This window comes from Pseudomonas sp. AO-1 (assembly GCF_019775695.1).
Taxonomy (GTDB): Bacteria; Pseudomonadota; Gammaproteobacteria; order Pseudomonadales; family Pseudomonadaceae; genus Aquipseudomonas; species Aquipseudomonas parakoreensis.
Map to the genome: position 1 here is coordinate 4,818,480 of NZ_CP079947.1, position 21,571 is coordinate 4,840,050.

Sequence of the window (21,571 nt, forward strand, 5' to 3'; positions counted from 1 at the left end):
CGCTCGCAAGGATTCGAGGGGCGCCGACAAACAGAAAACGGCCGCCACAACGGGCAGCCACGGGGAGCGCAAAGGGCTATCACTGGAACCGATTACACGGCCAGGCGCCATCTCCCCGGTCAATACAATACAGTGAAGATGCGCGTTATGACTCGCAGGTCACGCTATTTTGCCGAATCGGTGGCAGATCGGGTTATTCGACCAACGACCAGTCCAGCGGCGTGCCGCGTTTGATCGCCTGACGAGCGCGGCGACCGAGGACGGCATCGGTGTGCTTGGGCGGCAGACCGAGACCAGGGCGAATGGCGCGCAGATTGTCCCCGGAAAAGGCTTCACCGGCGGCCATGTCGGCAGTGACGTACAGCGAGCGGCGATAGACCAGCGACTTGCGCTCGGCCTCGGTGACGCCGTAATGCACCTGGCCCATGGCTTGCCAGGCGCGTTCGGTTTCGACCACCAGACTGGCCAGCTCCGCAGGCTCCAGCGAGAAACTGGCGTCGACGCCACCTGCCGAACGGTCGAGGGTAAAGTGTTTTTCCACCACCGTTGCCCCGAGTGCCACGGCGGCCACGGACACACCCACGCCCATCGAGTGATCGGACAGTCCCACCTCGCAACCGAACAGTTCACGCAGATGCGGGATCGTGCGCACGTTGCTGTTGAGCGGGGTCGCCGGGTAAGTGCTGGTGCACTTGAGCAGCACCAGATCCTTGCACCCCGCCTCGCGGGCGGCGCGCACGGTTTCGTCGAGCTCGGCGATGCTGGCCATGCCGGTGGAGATGATCAGCGGTTTGCCGGTTGCCGCCACACGACGGATCAACGGCAGATCGGTGTTTTCGAAACTCGCGATCTTGTACGCCGGCACGTCGAGGCTTTCGAGAAAGTCCACCGCCGTGTCATCGAACGGCGTCGAGAACGCGAGCATGCCCAGTTCTTTGGCCCGAGCGAAAATCGGCGCGTGCCACTCCCACGGGGTGTGGGCCTTCTCATACAGGTCGTACAGCGAAGTACCCGCCCACAGGCTATTCGGGTCTTTGATGAAAAACTCGCCCTCGGCCAGATCCAGGGTCATGGTCTGCGCGGTGTAAGTCTGCAGCTTCAAGGCATGCGCCCCAGCCTTGGCGGCGGCCTCGACAATCTGCAGCGCCAGCTCCAGCGACTGATTATGGTTTCCGCTCATCTCGGCAATGATGAACGGCGGCGCATCGGCACCGATCAGACGCTCGCCAATCTTGAAACTACTCATCGCGGTGATCCTTCAAAACCTGGGTGAACGCGCAGGCACTCTGGGCGAATCCGGCGTCACGAAACACATTTAAAGAGGGGCGATTGCCCGGCAGCACCTGAGCGGTGATGGCGGTCATCTGCGGCCAGTGCTCGCGGACGAACGCCTCACCTCGCGCCAGCAGCGCCCTGCCCCAGCCCAGACCAAAACGCCCGCGCAGCAGATACAGCGACACTTCAGCCTCAAATCCACGCAAGTCATAACGCAAGACGCCGACCGGGCCGTCATCGGCCTCGGCAATCAACAGCAGACGCTGCGGGTTGCGCAGGCTCGCCTTCAGCCAGTTCAGGTGCTGCGGCCATTCGATTGCAGCCGTGTCCAGTGACCAGCGCCGCACAGCCTCGGCATTGCGCCCGTCGAACAGCAATTGCGCATCATCGAGGGTCGCCGGGCGCAGCGTGAGCACGGCACCGGCCAGCGCTGCCGCCACGCGCAACGCACCGCGCCCATCGACCAGTTGACGTGAACGCTCGGCCAGACTCTGGCGCAGATAGACATTGTCGACGACAAAACCGATGGCGTCGCGCAGTTGTTCGACGCTGACCAGCTCGCGGGCGCCCATGAACACATGCGCCCCCGCCGCTGCCATGACTTCGCCGTTGGCCTGCTGATTGTTCGATACCGCGATGCAGATCGTCGGCAGGCCCAGCGCCGCGCGCTCCCAACTGGTGCCGCCACCGGCGCCGATAAACAGATCGGCCGCGGTCATGCGTTGCTGGAAATCGCTGACGAAACTGTGCATGCGCCAATGCGGCCGTGTTGCGGCCAGTGCCTGCATTTGCGCCCACGCAGGATTGTCCGCACCGGCGACGAAATCCACTTCCAGTTCAGTGAAGTCCTGAAGTGCCAACATCGCGTGGTGAGTCTGCATCGCCGCATCGAAACCACCGAAATTCACCAGCACCCGGCGCGCCTTGGGCTTGATCGCAATGGCCGGGCAGACGAACTCCTCGCGCAGCATGGCGTAGCGCGGGCCGAGCAAGGTGCGGCAGCCTTCGGGCAGCAGCGGCGCATAGTTTGCGCTGAGACCGGACAGATTCTGATTGAGCAGCAGATCAACGCTGTAACGGCGGGTGGCGAGATCGTCCACCGCCGCAATCCGTGGCGCCCAACGACGGGCAGCGGTTTGCCAATGATGATCGAGGCCGTAGTGGTCGGCGATGATCCAGTCGAATGCGGCGTGACCTGCCAGCAAGGCGTCCAGCGCCTCGATGTCTGCCTGCCACGGCAGCATCGATTCGATGGCTTGCTGCGGGTCTTCGCCGGGGTAGAAGTCCGGCAAGGCGAAGGTCTCGAAACCTTCGGCAGCCAAGGCATCGAGCCGATGCCCGGGCAACCGCCGACAGGCAAAGGCGACATGACTGCCCTGCTGGCGCAGCACCCGCGCCAGCGTCAGACAACGGGCAATGTGGCCACTGCCGATGGTCGGCGAAGCGTCAGCGCGGATCAGCACTCTCATTGCAGTTCTCCGCCGGCCTTGAGCGCGGCGTAGAGGTATTCGGCGCGTTTCCAGTCTTGCAGCGTGTCGATGTCCTGCACCAGATGCCGCGGCAGAAGCACCGGCAGGCTCGCGGGTGAATACAACACGTCACCGCGCAGCCACGCCTCGCGACGGCCCCAGTAAAACTGGCCGGCGTCCTGAAAAGCTTCAGGCAGATCCTGCGAGCGGGTGTTGCGAAATTCCGGGTACAACGCGGTCAATGCGCCCTGCCCGTCCAGCGTCAGCGCACGCTGCACCGGGAAACCAAAGCTGCACACGGAGAACGCAAAGGCTTTGTCCGGGTGCTGCTGCAGCAACTCGAATCCCTCGCACAAAAAACGCGCCTGCAACAACGGCGCCGTGGCGTACACGCAGCAGGCGTAATCGAACGCGGGCAGTTGCTGCAAGGCATGCACGATCACCGCAGCGGTGCCGGTGAAATCATCCGCCAGTTCAGCCGGGCGCAGGAACGGCACTTGCGCACCGTGAGCCAGCGCCAGTTCGGCAATTTCCGCGTCATCGGTACTGACCACGACCTGTTCGAACAGGCCACTGTCAAGCGCCGTTCGGATCGAGCGGACAATCATCGGCACGCCGTCGAACGCCAGCAGATTCTTGCGCGGAATGCGCTTGCTGCCACCACGGGCCGGGATGATTGCGACGCTGTTCAAGGACGTTTTTCCAGCAGAAACCAGGTGATGTCGTCCACCGGGAATTGCGGGTCACGGTGATAACCAAAGCCGTAATCGAGCAATTGCAGATCGGCATAACGATCGAGCATTTCCCCGGCGAAATCGCGCTTGAACAGCTTGCCGCTGTTGCCGCGATAGGACACTTCCACCGGTGCCGGATTGTAGTATTCGGCGATCAGGATGTAGCGCTGGCTCAACGCATACAACTGCGCATAGGCAGTCGGCAGCAGCTCCGGCGCCAGATGGATCAGCACGCCTTTGCTCAGGGTCAGGTCGTAACTGCGCTCGCGCGGAAAGTCGAACAGCGAGCCGTGCCAGATCTGCGCGATGCCCAGTGCCCGCGCCTGCGCACAGGCGCTTTCATTGATCTCGACGCCGAACAATTCACTGTGCGGCAGCAGTTGACGCAGCGCCTGCAGGTTGTTGCCGGCATTGGTGCCCAGCTCAACCACACTGTCGATGCGCCCGGCGCGGCTCAGGGCCTTGGCGAACAACGCCAGGTTGGCCGCGACCAGCGGCTGACCGACGTTACGATCGACGTACTGGTTGCCGAAATCGCCCTGCCAGAATTTTTCCTGCTCACTCAGATCACGCATTGCACAGTCTCATTCGCCGCCGCAGCGGGGTTTATTCGGTCAGCCGGCGCAATTGCTCGACCACATGATCCTGCTGCTCATCACTGAGCAACGGATACAGCGGCAGGCTGATCGCCTCGGCGTAATAACGCTCGGCTTCGGGGAAGTCGCCTTCGGCAAAACCCAGGTCGCGATAGTACGGCTGCAAATGCACAGGAATATAGTGCAGGTTCACGCCGATGCCGGCGGCACGCAAGCCTTCGAACACCTGACGATGGGTCAGGCCGATGCGTTCGGTCTGCAGGCGCACCACGTACAGGTGCCACGCCGATTCCGCCTCCGGCTGCGCGCTGGGCAAGGTCAGTGGCAGGTAGGCCAGCAACCGGTCGTAACGCGCCGCCAGTTCGCGGCGACGGGCGATGAACCCGTCCAGTTTGGCCAGTTGCGACAGACCCAGCGCCGCTTGCAAATCGGTGATCCGGTAATTGAAGCCCAGCTCGATCTGCTGGTAATACCACGGGCCGTGGCTGGGTTCGCTCATCTGCTGCGGATCGCGGGTCATGCCGTGGCTGCGCAGGCGTTGCAGACGCTCGGCCAGTTGCGGGCGATTGGTCAGGACCATGCCACCTTCGGCGCTGGTGATGATTTTCACCGGGTGGAAACTGAACACGGTCATCGCCGCAAATTCCCCGCACCCCACCGGGCGCCCGGCGTAGCTGGCGCCCACCGCGTGCGAGGCGTCTTCGATCACCGTGAAGTTGTAGCGCTCGGCCAGTTCGGCAATCTTGCGCAGGTCGCAGCTCTGCCCGGAGAACGCCACCGCCACCAACACTTTCGGCAGTGTGCCGTCCTGCTCGGCCTGATCGAGCTTCGCGGCGAGAGCATAAGCATCGAGGTTCCAGGTCAGCGGATCGATGTCGACGAAATCCACCTCGGCGCCGCAATAGCGCCCGCAGTTGGCTGAGGCCAGAAAAGTGTTCGGCGTGGTCCACAAACGGTCGCCCGGGCCCAGGCCGGCAGCGAGGCAAGCGATGTGCAGCGCCGCGGTGGCGTTGCACACCGCCACCGCGAAGTCGGCCTGGCAGCGTGCAGCCATTGCCTGCTCGAAACGCTCGATGGTCGGGCCTTGAGTCAGCCAGTCCGATTGCAAAACCTCGACCACGGCATCGATGTCCGCCTGATCAACGCTCTGCCGACCGTAGGGAATCATGCCGACAACTTCGCGTGCAGCTCGGCGATCTGCCCGACCGAGAGGTAGTGCGGATTGGTGTCGGAGCGGTATTCGAAATCTTCACTCACCGGCCGCCCATGTTCGCCAAGCTTGTCGATGGAGAAATCGACATCGACGCTGGTAAAGCGGATGGAAGGCTGGATGGTGTAGTGATCCTCGAATTCCAGGGTCATCCGCGCATCGTCCAGCGGCACCATCAGTTCATGCAGTTTTTCCCCGGGACGAATACCGACGTTCTTGTGCGGCAGATGCTCGGCCATGCCCCGCGCCAGATCGACGATGCGGATCGACGGGATCTTCGGCACGAACACTTCGCCGCCGTGCATCCGCGCAAAGCTGTCGAGGACAAACTGCACGCCGTGATCGAGGGTGATCCAGAAGCGGGTCATGCGCTCGTCGGTGATCGGCAGCTCCTGCGCACCGTCGGCAATCAGCTTGCTGAAGAACGGCACCACCGAACCCCGCGAGCCCGCCACGTTGCCGTAGCGCACCACGGCAAAACGCGTTTGTTGCTCACCGGCAATGTTGTTGGCGGCGACGAACAGCTTGTCCGACAGCAGCTTGGTCGCGCCGTACAGATTGATCGGGCTGGCCGCTTTGTCGGTGGACAGCGCGACGACTTTCTTCACGCCGTTGTCGATGGCGGCGGCAATGATGTTCTCCGCGCCATTGACGTTGGTGCGGATGCACTCGGTCGGGTTGTACTCCGCCGCCGGCACCTGCTTGAGCGCCGCCGCGTGCACCACGTAGTCGATGCCGCGCATGGCCTGCCGCAGCCGGTCGGCGTCGCGCACGTCACCGAGAAAGTAGCGCATGCACGGCGCGTTGAACGTCTGCTGCATTTCGTATTGTTTGAGTTCATCGCGGGAGAACACCACCACGCGCTTGGGCTGGTATTGCTCAAGCAGACGGGCGATGAATTTGCGCCCGAACGAGCCGGTGCCGCCAGAGATGAAGATCGATTTACCGTTGAACATGTGCTGATTCCTGTTGCTTGTCCGACGGACTCAAGCGAGTAACTGCGACCAGTTGACCGGCGTGCTTTCACCCAAGGTAAAACCTTTGCCGATGAGGGACAGGTTGGCGTTGTAGGCACTGTCCTGCGCAAAGGCGCCGCCCCACTTCTCACGCAAAGCAGCCAGGGCTGATGGCGCTTGCGGCAAGAGGCCCGGATGCACAACCTGCACCAGCGGCGTCCACACAATGAGGTAACCCGCCTCACCGGCCTTGAGGCACAGATCGACATCGCTCAAGCCGTCGGCGAACGTCACTTCGTCCAGACCGCCCAGTGCGTTGAACAGTTCTTTGCGGATCATCAGGCACACTTTCGACACCGCGGAATAATTCTGCTCGACCGCCAGGCGTTGCATGTAGCCCTCAGCGGCATGTTTTTCACCGATGAAAGGCGAGCCCACGCCATCGTTCAGACCAAGAATCAAACCGGCATGAGCGATCTTGCCGTCACGATCGACGAGTTTGGCACCGACGATAGCCACTTCCGGACGCTGCGCGTGATTGAGCAACGAGTCGATCCAGTTTGGATTGACGATTTCGCTGTCAGCGGCCAACAGCACCAGATACTCACCCTGCGCCTGCTCGCTGGCGGCGTTGTACAACGCCGTCTCGCCGAGCGGCTGATCGGCACGCAGCACATTGACTTTAGGGTTACGCAGCGTGCCCAGCCAGTCATTGACCTCGGCCGACTGATTCGGATTCGCCGCAATCAGCACTTCATAACGGCTGTAACGGGTTCTGAGCAACACGCCTTCCAGGCAGCGACGCAGTGCCGCCAGGTCGTCGATGGCCGGCACAATGATCGACACCAGCGGCTGTTCGGCGTGACGGTAATCAATCTGATAGGTACCGGGCGTCGCCGAGGTGACCCTGGCCTTGTAACCACGATTGCCCAGGTGACGCAGCAGCGCCTGACGTTCGTGGGCATTCTCTTCCAGTACCGAGGCCTGGGTGATCAGCAGTGGCTCGTCGAGATGCGCCAGGCCGCCAATGCCGCCCTGTTCGATGATGCGCAGCAGCAGATCCAGCTCCAGTGCCTTGCTGAAGTCGGCCTGATAGCCACCGGCTTCGAGCAACACTTCGCGGCGAATCAACCAATGACGCGCCATCAGCGCTGGAACGCTTTGCAGCAGGTCCAGATTGAAGCCCGGGCGGAAGACGTCGACCAGTGCACCGTTTTCCTTGCGCTGGATTTCATCGGTGGCGACGGCGCGCACACCCGCGGCAGACATCAGTTCCAGACTCGCCCGCAACAGGCCGCCGGCGGTGAACTCGTCGCCCGCCTGCGCCAGCAACAACCAGTCGCACGCTGACTGCTGAGCACTCTGATTCAACTTGTCGACGTAGTTGCTCTGGGTAACGCGCACGAAGTGCAGGGTATTTTGCGCGGTGGTCGCCACCGGCGGCTCGCCCGTGGTGAACACCACAATCCTGAACGCTTTGCAGTGCCCCTCGAGCAGACTGTCGAGCGAGACCTGCACCTTGTCGATCTGGTCATCCAGATCCAGCAGGAAGATGCCGAACTGCGGACCACCGCCATTGGCCGACAGATGTCGAGTGATCGACTCGACCTGTTGCGCCGACGGCTCCCGCGCGGCCAGCCACTGCAGCAGGCGACCGGATTTCATGTTGTCGAAGACTGCCTGATGGTCTTCAATCACCAGGGTTTCAAGCCGAGCGATCCACTCGTTCACCGACCCGGCGGCTTCGTCTTCACCCATGTCATTCAGATGCGCGGCAAGGCGTTTGACGACTGTCTGGTTGAAAGCATTGAGGTCGTGCGCCTGCCACAAACGGTCGACCACACTTTCCGGCGTATCGTTGTTGCGTGCCTGCAGCAGGTGCGCCTGACGCGTCCATATCCCCTCAAGCCCTTCCAGTTGCATACGGCCGGCGGGCATGGCGTGCAGCATGAATTCGAACTGTTCCAGACGATCGAAGAACGGCTGGTTGTAAAACGGCATCTCGACGTACTGCAACGGACCAAAACGACGATCCGGATGCCTGAGGTTCTGATTCCAGGTGGATTCGAAAATCAGTTCCGCTGTCAGCGCTCGTCCAGTCGTCAAGCTGTCAGCCATCGCCTCGAAACTCTGCAGGGCAAACGCCTTGAGCTGTCCGGCGTCGAGCCCTTGAATGGCGGTTGGCAGAGAGGCGAGAAACTCGGCAAAGGCTTCTCGCTCGGCGACCGATTTGCCGTCGGCGTACGTCAGCGAGTGATACACATCGGTATTGTGCTCGGAGACACCGTAGTTGATCTCGCGTACCACATAAGGCATCGGCAGGATGCGTGCCTTGGCACTGGCCAGCAGGTAATAGACGTGACCGATTTCCTGCCACTGGAAATTGGTACCCGGTGGCAACGCCGAATGCCAGTTTTTCATCAGGTCAGTACGGGTCACCGCGTAGAACGGCGGGATGTACTGACTCATGTAATCGATAACCCGATCCTGCGCCCGCTCGGACGAATAGTCTTCCCGGACTTTCTTGTCACGCCGGTAGTAGTTCACACCATGGGCCAGAGACAGGTACATCAGGCAATAGCCGTGGCACATGCCGTAATCCTGGTTCGCCTGCAGGAAGTTCACGGACTCGGTCAGCGAATCGTGCAGGATGAAGTCATCGTCGGCCGCCAGCACCATATACGGCGTGGTCAGCTGCTCCACACCATAAGCCAGTTTGGCCTGCATGCCCCAGTAGGCGAACTGCGGCACATGGTGATAATCGACGGCGGAAAAATCCCCTTCAGGCCGCTCGACCGTCGAGTCGAGCACCATGATCCGGCAGGGCAAGCTGCTGTAATACTTCACCGCCCGACGCAGGAACGCCGGCCGATTGTGAGTAATCAGCACCACGGTCAACAGCTCGTTGAGCGGTAGCGCCAGTTCAGAACTGTACTTGCCTTGCATAACTTCTCTCCACAACCGGCGACTCGCCGAGATAACGCTTTGGTGATGGTGCGAATTAACGAACGCGACGCAGATAGCCGTCCGGCGCCACGGTGATCAGCAGCTTGTTCTGCAACTGCTGGTCGATCTCGAAGTCCTGATTCTCTTCCAGGTACTTCCACACCGCGGTTTTCGGGTTGTCGCCCGGGCCCCACGGGCGATCCGGGAAGAAATCGGCCGGCATGTCTTCAACCACGGTGTCCATCACCACGCAGTAGCTGTCGACCGAGACCAGCGGCGCATACAGGCGCAGCTCTTCGAGCACGTGGTCGTGGGTGTGGTTGGAGTCGAGGACCAGAATGACCTTCTTGCCCTTGGCCGCAGCCTGCACCTGAGCGGCGATGGCCGGATCGATGCTCGAACCTTCGATCATCTTGATGCGCTTGGCCATCGGGTGGCTTTCGATCGCTTCACGGTTGTGCGGGCGGATGTCGAGGTCGATGCCCAGCACTTCGCCGTGACCTTGCAGTTCCAGCAGAGAGGCGTAATAGATGATCGAACCGCCGTGGGCGATGCCGCACTCGATGACCAGATCCGGCTTGACCTGCCAGATGATCTCCTGCATTGCCATCATGTCCTGCGGCAGCTGGATGATCGGGCGGCCCATCCACGAGAAGTGATAGCTGTACTTGTGTTTGGCCGATTCGTTGAAGAAATCACGGGCCAGGCCAGTGAGTTTCTGGTCGTCACCCTGCTGGGCGATCTGTTCCCGGCACTCGGCTTCGAAGGCTTTGTTGATGCTGTTGTCGGTCATGTTCAAAATCTCAAGGGTCACTGGAACGAAGCGCTGTCAACGGCGTGATAGACGTAACGTCCACCGGTCATCCGCTTGATTTCTTCGAGGTAATTGGAGTTCATCACAAACAGGTTGGCGCCTTCGGGCAAGGCATCCATGGCCTCTTGCGGCGAGGACACCCGCGCGCCGCTCAGTGGCAGATAACGTCCCTGCTTGGCGGGGTTGATATCCACCACGCGATCCACCGCGACACCCGCGCGCTGCAGGAACAGCGAATAGATCACGCCTTTGGACGACGCGCCCCAGATCGCCGAACCCTGTTCAGGTGCGGACTGGATGATCTGCACCGCACGCTCAAGGCTCGCCGTAAAACCGTCCGGCAGTGCCAGGCGTGGCACCGGTTGATCCGGGGTCAGGCGCAACGTCGACAGGTCGGCGACGATGTACAGGTACTGGCCGCCAAACAGGTGGCCGGCCTCGTGCACGGTGCCGAACATCCGGCGCAGGTCATCGAGGCGGAAATAATTGACGTGCTCGTAGAACAGGTCGAACCACGCTTTGTGCTCGAGGATCCAGTCGAAGCACGGCACTTCGATGTAGATCTGCCCGCCCTGGTTGGCTTCGGCGATCACCGACAGGAAGCTGACCGGGTCTTCGATGTGTTCCAGCACATGACGCAGCACGATGGCGTCCGCCGCCAGGCCGAGACCTCGGGTGAACGGCGCCTTGATTACGTCGGCGTTTTCGCCTTCGTAGGCCGGATCAATCCCGGTGATCGAATAACCGAGGCCCTTGAGCAACTCAAGAAAGTAGCCCTTGCCGCAGCCGACTTCGATCAGCTCCTGGCCCTTGAAGTGTTTGGCGATGATGCCTTCGACGTCGCTCAGGTGCTTCTGGAACTGGCCCGAATGGGCCTGTTCGTTCTGATAGTCGGCGTCATAGCTGAGCTTGTCGGCATCGAACGCGGCGTTGAAGATCAGACCGCTGCGCTCATCCTGCACCAGCAGCATGTCGGCGCTGGCCGACGCCTTTGCCGATTCAGGGTCGGCAAAGGTGCGGTTCTGCAACACCGGCAGGTCGGTGACCCGATACAACTCGTGCCTCATTGCGGCTCTCCCAGTAGCTGTTGCAAACGCTCGGTCACGGCCCAGAACGCCATCGGTTCATGGGTCGGATAAGGGTAATGGCCGAGGTTCAGATTCAGTGCCGCACCGCGCTCGCGCAGCCGTTGTTCAACCAGTGCGCGCACCGATACCGGTTGGCCACTGGCGCAATTGATCACGCCATTGAAATCGCGCTGATGGACGATCGCGGCGAGGTGATCGGCGGCGCTGGCAATCGGCAAAAAGTCCCGCAGTTGCTCACCGCCGGACATGTTGAACGACGTCTCGCCGGCATCGATCGCCCGATCCAGCGCCGCCAGCAGGCTGTTGGGGTTCTGCCCTTCGCCATGCAGGTAGAACAGACGCGCCCACTGCAAGGTGAACGGTTTTTCCTGCTGCAGATTTTGCAAAAACAGGTGCAGTGTGTGTTTCGCCAGACCGTAAGGATTGCTCGGCCGCGGCTCGACGCTTTCGCTGAGCGGGCCGCTTTGCATGCCGTACTCGAAGCAGGTGCCGGTCACCAGGACTTGCGGCACACCCGCCTCGACCGCGTCTTTGATAAAGCGGTAGTCGGCCATCAGGTTGTGCTCGAAATGGAACAGCGCCCGATAGTTCGGCAACCCCGGCCAGGCGAGATGGGCAAGTACGTCGATGCCGTCGGTGAGCGCCGCAATGTCCAGCTCCGCCGCATGAATATCCGCCGCGACGAATTCGACGTCATTGATCCATGGCATGCTCGCAGCCGTATCTGTATTGCGCGCCACCGCGCGCACGGCGCAGCCACGCGCGAGCAACGCCGCGACCAGATGCCGACCGACGAAGCCCGTGGCGCCGCTGACCAGGACTTTCACAGGACTTTCATCTCAGGCACGGCGATCACGAAGCGCCCGTCCCACTGACGCACCTGCGCCAGTTGCTGACTGACTTCGTGCAGCAGGTTCCACGGCAACACCAGCACGTAGTCCGGTTTTTCGATGTCGATCTGCGCCGGCGCGACAATCGGAATACGACTGCCCGGCAAAAACTTGCCCTGCTTGTGCGGGTTGGCATCGGCCACCCACGCCAGCAGATCGGGTTTGACCCCGGCGTAGTTGAGCAAGGTGTTGCCCTTGGCCGCCGCGCCGTAACCGACCACACGCTTGCCGTCGGCCTTGGCCTGCAACAGGAAGCGCAGCAGTTCATGTTTGATGCGTTGGGCAGCCGGCGCGAGGGTCGCGTAGTACTCCGGCGTTTTCACCCCGGCATCCAGTTCGGCCTGCAGTTGTTGCTGCACCGCCGGCTGCACCGCACGACGCTCACCGTCCTGGCGCTGCACGAACACCCGCAGAGAACCGCCATGGGTGCTCAACTGACTGACGTCGAACACTTCCAGACCATTGCGCTCGCACAAAGTCTGCACCGCGGTCAGCGACAGATACGAATAGTGCTCGTGGTACAGCGTGTCGAACTGCGCGCCGGCCATCAGCGTCAGCAGTTGCGGAAACTCAAAAGTGGCGACGCCGGTCGGCTTGAGCAGCGCGGCGAAACCACCGAGAAAATCATTGATGTCCGGCACATGCGCGAGCACGTTGTTGGCGGCCATCAGGTCGGCGCCCCAGCCTTCGCTGTGCAGCTGCGCAGCGCTGTCGCGACCGAAGAACACTTCACGAATCTGCAGGCCTTTTTCCCGCGCCGCTTGCGCGGTGCTGCGGGTCGGCTCGACACCCAGACACGGAATGCCGCGAGCAGCGACGTACTGCAGGAGATAGCCGTCATTGGCGGCGACTTCGACCACACGGCTGTCGGCGTTCAGGTCAAAGCGCTCGACCATCTCGGCGACATAACGCTCGGCATGGGCCAGCCAGGTGCTGGAGAACGAACTGAAGTAGGCGTACTCGGCGTCGAACAGGCTGTCGGCGCGGGTGTAATCCTCGGTCTGCACCAGCCAGCATTGCTGGCACACGGCAACCTTGAGCGGCACCCATTGCTCGGCCTGTTCCAGGCGCTCGGCGTGCACGTAGGCGTTGGACGGTGGCGAGGTGCCGAGGTCGATCAGCGGCAGGCTCAGCGGTGCGGCGCACCCACGGCAGTTCATAGACGCACTCCGGCAAAGTGTTGATCGAGCGCAGGATGGCTGGCATCACGCGCTGACAAATTATTGACAGGCAACGGCCAGGCAATCGCCAGCCGTGGATCGTTCACCGACAAGCCGCCCTCATGCTCCGGCGCATAATCAGCGCTGTGCAGGTAAAGCAGTTCGGCGTCGGCGGTCAGGGTCTGGAAGCCGTGGGCGAACCCGGCCGGAATCAACAGGCTGCGACCATCGCCAGCCTTGAGGTGCTCGGCGTGCCAGTGCAGAAAGGTCTCGGAGTCAGGACGCAGATCCACCGCCACGTCCCACACTTCACCGCGCAGGCAAGTGATCAGCTTGGCTTCCGGCGCATTGGCATTCTGATAATGCAGACCGCGCACACTGCCCTTCTCGCGGGTGCAGGAATGGTTGATCTGGCGGATGTGAAATTCGCGGCCGAACGCGTTCAGGCTGCCTTCGCAGAACAATCGGGCGAAGTGCCCGCGCTGATCTTCGAAGCGTTTGTGCTGGACGCTGAACAGCCCGGCCAGCGGCAACGGTTTCAAGGAAAACTCGCTCACAGCGCGCCTCGGTACAGGTTCAGTTGGCCGAGAGTGACGTTGCGCATGTCATCGCCGTTCTGCCACGCCAGATGCCAGTCGAGGGTCTGGGTCAGGCATTGCTGCAAGGTCCAGCGTGGCTGCCAGCCCAGCACCTGACGGGCGCGGCTGCTGTCCAGACGCAACAGGCCGGCCTCGTGCAGTTCGCTTTTTTCGATGCGCAAACCACGTGCCTGAGGCCAGCGGTTGGCAAGCAGTTCGACCACTTCGCCGACGCTGCACATGTCCGCCTTGCCCGGGCCGAAATTCCACGCCCCGGCGTATTCCGGGCCTTGCTCGTAGAGGCCGGCAGCCAGTTGCAGGTAACCGGCCAGCGGTTCCAGCGCGTGCTGCCACGGGCGCACGGCTTGCGGGTAACGCAGGGTCACCGGCTCGTCTGCAGTCCAGGCCTTGAGCACGTCGGGAATCAGCCGTTCAGGGGCGAAGTCACCGCCACCCAAGACGTTGCCGGCGCGCGCGGTGGCCAGGGCCAGACCGTGTTCAGCGTACTTGTCGGCCGGGAAAAACGACGCGGCGTAAGACTGCGCCAACAGTTCGCAGCAAGCCTTGCTGCTGCTGTAGGGATCGTGCCCGCCGAGGGCTTCGTCTTCGCGGTAGGGCCACAGCCATTCCTTGTTGGCGTAAACCTTGTCGGTGGTCACCAGCACGCAGGCGCGCACGCAACCGACCTGACGGATCGCTTCGAGCAGGTTCAGCGTGCCCATGACGTTGCTGGAATAAGTACCCAGCGGGTCGCGATAGCCTTCACGCACCAGTGGCTGCGCGGCCAGGTGCAGGACGATTTCCGGCTCGGTGTCGGCGATGATCTCCAGCAACGCGCCGAGATCGCGCAGATCACCGCGCTGATCGTTGATCCCTTCGTGAACCCGCGCCAGTTCATACAGGCTCGGCTCGGTCGACGGATCCAGCGAGAAACCGCTGACTTGCGCGCCGAGGCTTTGCAGCCACAGGGTCAGCCAACTGCCCTTGAAACCGGTGTGGCCGGTAATCAGTACGCGCTTGCCGCGCCAGAAATCCGCACTCAGGCCCATTGCTTCCATGGGGCCTCCCCGCTCTGCCACAGCGCTTCGAGGTGGTTCTTGTCGCGCAGGGTGTCCATCGGATGCCAGAAGCCTTCGTGTTCGAAGGCGTTCAACTGTTCTTCCTGAGCCAGACGCGCCAGCGGCTCGGCTTCCCAAGTGGTTTCATCGCCAGCAATGTAGGACAGGACTTTGGGCGACAGCACGAAAAAGCCGCCGTTGATCCAGCCACCGTCGCCACGCGGTTTTTCGGTGAAACCGAGCACCTGATCGCCCTGGCGCTCAAGGGCACCGTAACGTCCCGGCGGCTGCACCGCGGTGACGGTGGCCAGGCGACCGTGGGCTTTGTGGTAATCGACGAGTTGAGCAATGTTGATGTCGGAAACGCCGTCGCCGTAGGTGAAGCAGAACGCCTCTTCATCCTTGAGGTAACGGCCGGCACGCAGCAGACGGCCACCGGTCATGGTTTCCTCGCCGGTGTCGATCAGGGTGACGCTCCACGGCTCGCTGTAGTTCTGGTGCACGTCCATGCGGTTGTTGCGCATGTCGAACGTGACGTCGGAGGTGTGCAGGAAGTAGTTGGCGAAGAAGTCTTTGATCGCATAGCCCTTGTAGCCCAGGCAAATCACGAAGTCGTGGATCCCGTGAGCGGAATACTGCTTCATGATGTGCCAGAGAATTGGCTTGCCGCCGATCTCGATCATGGGCTTGGGCTTGAGGTGCGACTCTTCACTGATGCGCGTGCCGAGGCCACCCGCCAAAATAACTGCCTTCATCGTCTCCCCTCTCGTTCGTCACCGGGCTGCGCATGGCTTGGTTGAGCGATGCGGGCCGTCTGGCTAACCCTTTTGCCGCCTGCGGCGCCGCTGCGATGACCGCGAGCGCTCGTTTTATGGCGATTTGAGGGGGACTTGCAGGAAACGCGCCAGCTCCGCAAGCCCTGCGTCGGGTGCGCCGTAAGGCATGAAAAAAGGGATGAATCCAGCAGCGGATTCATCCCTTTCATTGCGTTGCATCAACAGATCGAGTGATCAGCCGAACATGGCGAACCCATCAATCGTCGCCGGCAGGTCGTAGACCTGGCCGTCGGCAGTCTGCAGGTGCTCGATGTTGTTGAACCCGGCGTACCATCCCGCCAGTTTCACGCCGTTGTCCGGCACACCGCTGCTGCCGTCGTTGGCGCTGTGCAGGTAGGCATCATCGCCGATGCGGGTGACGTTCAACTGGCTGGCGTTGGTGATGGTGTTGAGGATCAGGGTGTCGTTGAGATCCCAGCCCTCGTCCTGAATCGATACCAGCCCGGTGCTGTTCACGATGTAGATATCGTCACCCATACCGCCCAGTGCGGTGCCGCCAGTACCGGACTGCCCCGGAAGATTGAGGTTCAGCACGTCGTTGCCGCTGCCACCTGACAACAGATAATTGTTGCCGGTGCCGGTGAGCACGTCATGACCGTCATCACCAAGGGCACTGCCGTTGTGGACCGTGATGGTGTCATTGCCTCCGTCGCCGTGGGCCACTGTACCCAGGTCATTCACAGCGCTGACGATGACGTCATCACCCGAACCGCCAGACAGTGTGTCGGCCTGCGCGACATCACCGTCGAGACCGGATTTCAGTCCGCCGTAAAGGTGATCATTGCCATCGTTGCCACTGATCACATCATCGCCGTTGCCACCTTCCAGGATCGCGTCCTCGCGGCCGGCATCCATCACATCGTTGAAACGACTGCCTTGCAGACCTTCTACGTCGTAATACATATCCCCTTCGGCCGTACCGTTCTGGCCAATCCTCGACAGGTTGACCACCACACCCGTATCGCTGTCGTCATAGCTGACGATGTCCGTTCCCGCGCCGCCGACGAACACATCCCGTCCGGCGCCACCGTAGAACAGGTCATCGCCGCTGCCGCCGAAGATGTAGTTGTCGGAATCATTGCCATAACCGGTGAAATCGGCTGTACCGGTGTAGGTCATTTTCTCGATGAACGGGTCCATCTTCATGACCGACAGGCTGGTGTACAGCTCGTCAAACCCCATGCCTGAGTCTGTCTCGACGATGGTCACACCCTCGCTGTTGATCGTATAGACGTCGCTGCCCCAGCCACCTTCGAAGGTCACGCCGCCCGAGTTGGCAGTGAAGTGATCGTCCAGGTTAGTCCCGACAACCTTTTCCACATTGATCAAGGTGTCGCCCTCGGCGTAGTCGCCGGAACCGAAGCCCTTGCCATCACGAAACTCGATGCTGACCGCGTCGTTGGAACGGCTGTAATCGACGGCGTCAAAGCCATCGGCACCGTCCATGACCATTGCGCTTGCGCCGGCGAAGATCACATCGTTGAAATTCGAACCCCGCACGGCCTCGATGCTCGAGTAGGTATCGCCGAATGCAATGCCGGTGGCGCCCCACATGCTCGAGAGCTCGATACTGACGCCTTCAAGGCTGTCGGTATAGCTGACGGTGTCGAAGCCCTCACCGCCAATGAACTGATCGCCACCGTCGCCACCCCACAGCACGTCATTGCCTGCACCGGCGACAATCACGTTCGCCTCGGCATTGCCGTAGCCCTTGAAGTCGCCGGTGCCGGTGAAGATCATTTTGTCCAGGAACGGATCCATCCTCTGGGTGTTGACGCTGGTGCGCAGCTCGTCGTAACCGCCGCGTTCCGCTTCGACGATGGTCACACCTTCGCTACCGACGATGTACACGTCATCGCCGTTATCACCTTCCAGCGTGATACCGCTGACCGAACTGACCAAGGTGTCATTGTCAAAGCTGCCGATGACTTTTTCGATGCCGACCAGAGTATCGACGGAGCCGTCCGCCTTGGTGACAGTGGCCAGCCCCTCGCGGAAATCGACGCTGACGCCGTTCGGCATCATCTGATAACTCACTGAATCGAACCCTTCCCCGCCATCCAGCAGATCGGACCCCGTGGTACCCCAGATCTGATCATCCGACTCCAGTCCGTAGAGTTCGTCATTGCCTTCATTGCCGCCCATGACATCGGCTTCACTCGTTCCATAAATCACTGACATTTGCTTCTTCCTTGCTTGGTTGAAAACCAGGTTGGTCCTTCAGCTGCCAAGCGCACACCTGCGGCCGCATTGCGATTGCAGGTGTGCGATTCAGTGGTCAGCCAAACATCGCGAACGCATCACTGTTAGCCGGCAGATTGATGGTCTGATTATCGGCCGTCACGATCTGCTCGATAGTGTCGGAACCGGCAAACCAATCCTTCAGGCGCACGCCCTCATCCGGCGTCTGTCCGGCTGAAACGCTGTAACGGTGCAGGTAGAGGTCGTCACCGACACGATCGACTTGCAGTTCCGAAGCGCGAATGTACGACAGCACAATCTTGTCGCCACGGCTGGTACCGTCGTCCTGAATGTTGACCAATGCCGAAGTGTCGATGGTGTAGATATCGTCACCTTCACCACCGAAGGCCGAACCGACGGACTGCAATACCAGATTATCCTTGCCCACGCCGCCAAACAGCGAGAAGCCCAGGCCGGTACCGATCAGCTTGTCATTGCCTTCACCACCATCAGCGATGCCATGAGCTACGGTGATGGTGTCATCGCCCGCTTCGCCATACGCACGGCTGCCAGTGTCGTTGGATGCGGTGAGAATCGTGTCGTTGTCATTGCCGCCATAGAGCGCATCAGCCTCAGCCCCTGCATTGGGTGCCGAACTGGCTAACGGCCCGGCCAGGGAAACCAGGCCTCCATAAATGAAGTCGGCCCCGTCGCCGCCATAAATCACGTCGTTGCCTGTGCTGCCCTCAAGAAAATCGACTGCCGAACTTCCGGTCAGCGTATCGTCGAATTGGCTGCCGATCACTCGCTCGATATTGAGCAGCACATCACCTTGAGCATCGGCGCCTTCGTTGACGTTGGTCTGCAGATTAATGTTCACAGCGGCCTTGCTGTTGATGTACCAGGCAGTGTCATGCCCTTCACGCCCATCGATCAGGTCCGCACCGGAGCCACCAATGAAGTTGTCACCGAATGCGGTTCCGGACAGGGTGTCGTTGAAGCTGCTGCCCTGGAAAAACTCGATTCCGGTGTAGGTATCGCCGGCCGCGTCACCCGCATTGACCTTAGTTTTCAAATCAATGGTCACGGCGCTGTCGGATTGTTCATAGCTGACCATGTCCGCACCCACTAACCCGTCAAAAGCCATGGCCGCGCCGTCGGCGATGAAAATGTCACCGGCTATCGTGCCGGTCAAAGCCTCGATACTGGTGTAGGTATCCCCTGCTGCGATCCCCGTGTGAACCCCGGTTTTCAGGTTGATGGTGACGCCAATAGTCGTGTCGCCGTAGCCGACAGTGTCAAAACCGGCACCACCGATGAACCGGTCGGCACCCGCGCCGCCATACAGGATGTCGTTGCCATTGCCCCCTGTAATGATGTTGTCGATGGCGTTGCCCCAACCGGTGAATGACCCGGTGCCGGTATAGGTCAGACGCTCGACGTTGGCGCCCAGGTAGATCTGGCCGAAGTTGCTGCGTACTTCATCGTTACCGCCACCCGCCTGTTCGATGACCGTGCCGCCACTGCCGTTGAGAACGTAGACATCATCCCCCGCTCCACCCTCGAACGTCGCAGTGGCCGAATCGAGATTGAAGGTGTCGTTGAACGCCGTGCCGATGACCTTTTCAATGCCGATCAGGGTGTCACCCTGAGCGTCGCCGCCAATGCCCGCGAGACCGACAGCATTAGCTCGGATATCGACATTGATCGCCTCGACAGACGTCGAGTAATCCACCACGTCAGCCGTTCCCGCACCGCCGTCAAATGCAAACACCCGACTGTCGGCGATGAAGGTATCGTTGAAGCCCGAGCCGAGGATTCGCTCGATGCCGGTATAGGTATCGCCCGCTGCGATGCCGCTGTTGACACCGGTTTTCAAATTGATGCTGACGCCAACAGTACTGTCGCCGTAGCTGGCGGTATCCATGCCGGCGCCACCAATAAATTGATCGGCACCTGCGCCGCCATACAACAGGTCGTTGCCGGCACCACCGGTAATAATGTTGTCGCTGGCATTGCCCCAGCCGATGAATGAAGCGTTGCCGGTATAGGTCAGACGCTCGACGTTGGCGCTCAGGTAAATCTGGCCGAAGTTGCTGCGTACTTCATCGTTACCGCCACCCGCCTGTTCGATGACCGTGCCGCCACTGCCGTTGAGAACGTAGACATCATCCCCCGCTCCACCCTCGAACGTCGCAGTGGCCGAATCGAGATTGAAGGTGTCGTTGAACGCCGTGCCGATCACTTTTTCAATGCCGATCAGGGTGTCACCCTGAGCGTCGCCGCCAATGCCCGCGAGACCGACAGCATTAGCTCGGATATCGACATTGATCGCCTCGACAGACGTCGAGTAATCCACCACGTCAGCCGTTCCCGCACCGCCGTCAAATGCAAACACCCGACTGTCGGCGATGAAGGTATCGTTGAAGCCCGAGCCGAGGATTCGCTCAATGCCGGTGTAGGTATCGCCCGCTGCGATGCCGCTGTTGACCCCGGTCTTGAAATTCAAGGTGACGCCGACAGTGCTGTCGGCATAGCCAGCGGTGTCGATACCCCCACCACCGATGAACTGGTCGGCACCCGCGCCGCCATACAGGGTGTCATTGCCAATGCCCCCCGTAATGACGTTGTCGCTGGCGTTGCCCCAACCGGTGAATGCCGCGTTACCGGTATAGGTCAGACGCTCGACGTTGGCGCTCAGGTAAATCTGGGCGAAGTTGCTGCGTACTTCATCGTTACCGCCACCCGACTGTTCGATGACCGTGCCGCCACTGCCGTTGAGAACGTAGACATCATCCCCCGCTCCACCCTCGAACGTCGCAGTGGCCGAATCGAGATTGAAGGTGTCGTTGAACCCCGTGCCGATCACCTTTTCAATGCCGAACAGGGTGTCACCCTGAGCGTCGCCGCCAATGCCCGCGAGACCGACAGCGTTATAGCGGATGTCGACATTGATCGCCTCGTTGGATGTCGAGTAATCCACCACATCCGCCGCTCCGGCGCCGCCGTCAAAGGCAAATACCCGACTATCGGCGACGAATGTATCGTTGCCGTTCGAGCCGAGGATTCGTTCAATGCCGGTGTAGGTATCCCCCGCCGCGATCCCGGAATTGACGCCGGTTTTCAGGTTGATGCTGACACCGACAGTGCTATCGGTATAGCCGACCGTGTCGATACCGGCACCACCGATAAACTGATCAGCTCCCGCGCCGCCATACAGGAAGTCGTTGCCAACGCCTCCTGTAATGACGTTGTCGCTGGCATTGCCCCAACCGGTGAATGAACCGGTTCCGGTATAGGTCAGACGCTCGACGTTGGCGCTCAGGTAAATCTGGGCGAAGTTGCTGCGTACTTCATCGTTACCGCCACTCGACTGTTCGATGACCGTGCCGCCACTGCCGTTGAGAACGTAGACATCATCCCCCGCTCCGCCCTCGAACGTCGCGGTGGCCGTATCGAGATTGAAGGTGTCGTTGAACGCCGTGCCGATCACCTTTTCAATGCCGCTCAGGGTGTCACCCTGAGCGTCGCCGCCGATGCCCGCAAGACCGACAGCATTAGAGCGGATGTCGACGTTGATCCCATCAGCCGATGCGGAATAGTCCACCGTATCAGTCCCGGTACCGCCATCGATCTTGTCTGCTCCGGCACTTCCCCTGATCAGATCATTGCCGGCCAGGCCATTGATTTCATCATCCCCACTGGTACCGGTCAGCGTATCCGCGCCGTTTGTTCCGTTTATAACTGCCATTACTTCTTCCTTGCCTTGTTATGAACCGG

At 60.9% G+C, this 21,571-nt stretch carries 16 protein-coding genes; all 16 read right to left on the minus strand.

The genetic code is table 11. The features are described 5' to 3' along the window. Positions 1-193: 193 nt before the first annotated feature. Positions 194-1,246, minus strand: a complete 1,053-nt coding sequence (gene pseI / locus KVQ82_RS21900; RefSeq protein ID WP_047292515.1) for a pseudaminic acid synthase — start codon at positions 1,244-1,246, stop codon at positions 194-196. Continuing rightward, complete coding sequence (gene pseG, locus KVQ82_RS21905; protein WP_222015811.1) at positions 1,239-2,744, minus strand: UDP-2,4-diacetamido-2,4,6-trideoxy-beta-L-altropyranose hydrolase; 1,506 nt, start codon at positions 2,742-2,744, stop codon at positions 1,239-1,241. Before pseG ends, pseI begins: the two co-directional genes overlap by 8 nt. Continuing rightward, positions 2,741-3,436: a pseudaminic acid cytidylyltransferase gene (gene pseF / locus KVQ82_RS21910; RefSeq protein ID WP_222015813.1), complete on the minus strand. Its 696-nt coding sequence runs from the start codon at positions 3,434-3,436 to the stop codon at positions 2,741-2,743. The genes pseG and pseF overlap by 4 nt, the downstream gene beginning before the upstream one ends. Beyond that, entirely contained in the window at positions 3,433-4,053 is a 621-nt protein-coding gene (locus tag KVQ82_RS21915; protein WP_041073020.1) for a pseudaminic acid biosynthesis-associated methylase, read from the minus strand. The genes pseF and KVQ82_RS21915 overlap by 4 nt, the downstream gene beginning before the upstream one ends. Positions 4,054-4,084: 31 nt before the next feature. Next, complete coding sequence (pseC, locus tag KVQ82_RS21920) at positions 4,085-5,242, minus strand: UDP-4-amino-4,6-dideoxy-N-acetyl-beta-L-altrosamine transaminase (RefSeq protein ID WP_222015833.1); 1,158 nt, start codon at positions 5,240-5,242, stop codon at positions 4,085-4,087. Further along, positions 5,239-6,240, minus strand: coding sequence for a UDP-N-acetylglucosamine 4,6-dehydratase (inverting) (gene pseB, locus KVQ82_RS21925; RefSeq protein ID WP_027614222.1), 1,002 nt, complete (start codon positions 6,238-6,240; stop codon positions 5,239-5,241). Before pseB ends, pseC begins: the two co-directional genes overlap by 4 nt. Positions 6,241-6,270: 30 nt before the next feature. Beyond that, positions 6,271-9,186: a TIGR00180 family glycosyltransferase gene (locus tag KVQ82_RS21930; RefSeq protein WP_222015843.1), complete on the minus strand. Its 2,916-nt coding sequence runs from the start codon at positions 9,184-9,186 to the stop codon at positions 6,271-6,273. A gap of 55 nt (positions 9,187-9,241) precedes the next feature. Then, on the minus strand, positions 9,242-9,979 hold the full coding sequence (locus KVQ82_RS21935) for a cephalosporin hydroxylase family protein (RefSeq protein ID WP_047292500.1): 738 nt from the start codon (positions 9,977-9,979) through the stop codon (positions 9,242-9,244). A gap of 17 nt (positions 9,980-9,996) precedes the next feature. Further along, the gene (locus KVQ82_RS21940) at positions 9,997-11,067 is read right to left on the minus strand and encodes a class I SAM-dependent methyltransferase (RefSeq protein ID WP_222015853.1); all 1,071 of its coding nucleotides are present in this window, start codon (positions 11,065-11,067) and stop codon (positions 9,997-9,999) included. Beyond that, positions 11,064-11,915, minus strand: a complete 852-nt coding sequence (locus tag KVQ82_RS21945; protein WP_222015855.1) for an NAD(P)-dependent oxidoreductase — start codon at positions 11,913-11,915, stop codon at positions 11,064-11,066. Before KVQ82_RS21945 ends, KVQ82_RS21940 begins: the two co-directional genes overlap by 4 nt. After that, positions 11,912-13,138, minus strand: a complete 1,227-nt coding sequence (locus tag KVQ82_RS21950; RefSeq protein ID WP_222015865.1) for a class I SAM-dependent methyltransferase — start codon at positions 13,136-13,138, stop codon at positions 11,912-11,914. Before KVQ82_RS21950 ends, KVQ82_RS21945 begins: the two co-directional genes overlap by 4 nt. After that, complete coding sequence (locus KVQ82_RS21955) at positions 13,135-13,695, minus strand: dTDP-4-dehydrorhamnose 3,5-epimerase family protein (RefSeq protein ID WP_222015867.1); 561 nt, start codon at positions 13,693-13,695, stop codon at positions 13,135-13,137. The genes KVQ82_RS21950 and KVQ82_RS21955 overlap by 4 nt, the downstream gene beginning before the upstream one ends. Further along, positions 13,692-14,774: a CDP-glucose 4,6-dehydratase gene (gene rfbG, locus KVQ82_RS21960; protein WP_222015869.1), complete on the minus strand. Its 1,083-nt coding sequence runs from the start codon at positions 14,772-14,774 to the stop codon at positions 13,692-13,694. Before rfbG ends, KVQ82_RS21955 begins: the two co-directional genes overlap by 4 nt. After that, on the minus strand, positions 14,756-15,529 hold the full coding sequence (gene rfbF, locus KVQ82_RS21965) for a glucose-1-phosphate cytidylyltransferase (protein WP_108182025.1): 774 nt from the start codon (positions 15,527-15,529) through the stop codon (positions 14,756-14,758). Before rfbF ends, rfbG begins: the two co-directional genes overlap by 19 nt. A gap of 255 nt (positions 15,530-15,784) precedes the next feature. Next, a complete protein-coding gene (locus tag KVQ82_RS21970; protein ID WP_222015871.1) occupies positions 15,785-17,791 on the minus strand; it encodes a calcium-binding protein in 2,007 nt (668 codons plus the stop codon). A gap of 97 nt (positions 17,792-17,888) precedes the next feature. Beyond that, complete coding sequence (locus KVQ82_RS21975) at positions 17,889-21,542, minus strand: calcium-binding protein (protein WP_260687716.1); 3,654 nt, start codon at positions 21,540-21,542, stop codon at positions 17,889-17,891. Between the last annotated feature and the right edge of the window lie 29 nt (positions 21,543-21,571).

Excerpts from the sequence above, each read along its gene's own strand:
- pseI (WP_047292515.1), bottom strand. The coding sequence starts at position 1,246 with ATGAGTAGTTTCAAGATTGGCGAGCGTCTGATCGGTGCCGATGCGCCG.
- pseG (WP_222015811.1), bottom strand. The coding sequence starts at position 2,744 with ATGAGAGTGCTGATCCGCGCTGACGCTTCGCCGACCATCGGCAGTGGC.
- KVQ82_RS21915 (WP_041073020.1), bottom strand. The coding sequence starts at position 4,053 with ATGCGTGATCTGAGTGAGCAGGAAAAATTCTGGCAGGGCGATTTCGGC.
- pseC (WP_222015833.1), bottom strand. The coding sequence starts at position 5,242 with ATGATTCCCTACGGTCGGCAGAGCGTTGATCAGGCGGACATCGATGCC.
- pseB (WP_027614222.1), bottom strand. The coding sequence starts at position 6,240 with ATGTTCAACGGTAAATCGATCTTCATCTCTGGCGGCACCGGCTCGTTC.
- KVQ82_RS21930 (WP_222015843.1), bottom strand. The coding sequence starts at position 9,186 with ATGCAAGGCAAGTACAGTTCTGAACTGGCGCTACCGCTCAACGAGCTG.
- KVQ82_RS21935 (WP_047292500.1), bottom strand. The coding sequence starts at position 9,979 with ATGACCGACAACAGCATCAACAAAGCCTTCGAAGCCGAGTGCCGGGAA.
- KVQ82_RS21940 (WP_222015853.1), bottom strand. The coding sequence starts at position 11,067 with ATGAGGCACGAGTTGTATCGGGTCACCGACCTGCCGGTGTTGCAGAAC.
- KVQ82_RS21950 (WP_222015865.1), bottom strand. The coding sequence starts at position 13,138 with ATGAACTGCCGTGGGTGCGCCGCACCGCTGAGCCTGCCGCTGATCGAC.
- rfbG (WP_222015869.1), bottom strand. The coding sequence starts at position 14,774 with ATGGAAGCAATGGGCCTGAGTGCGGATTTCTGGCGCGGCAAGCGCGTA.
- rfbF (WP_108182025.1), bottom strand. The coding sequence starts at position 15,529 with ATGAAGGCAGTTATTTTGGCGGGTGGCCTCGGCACGCGCATCAGTGAA.
- KVQ82_RS21970 (WP_222015871.1), bottom strand. The coding sequence starts at position 17,791 with ATGTCAGTGATTTATGGAACGAGTGAAGCCGATGTCATGGGCGGCAAT.
- KVQ82_RS21975 (WP_260687716.1), bottom strand. The coding sequence starts at position 21,542 with ATGGCAGTTATAAACGGAACAAACGGCGCGGATACGCTGACCGGTACC.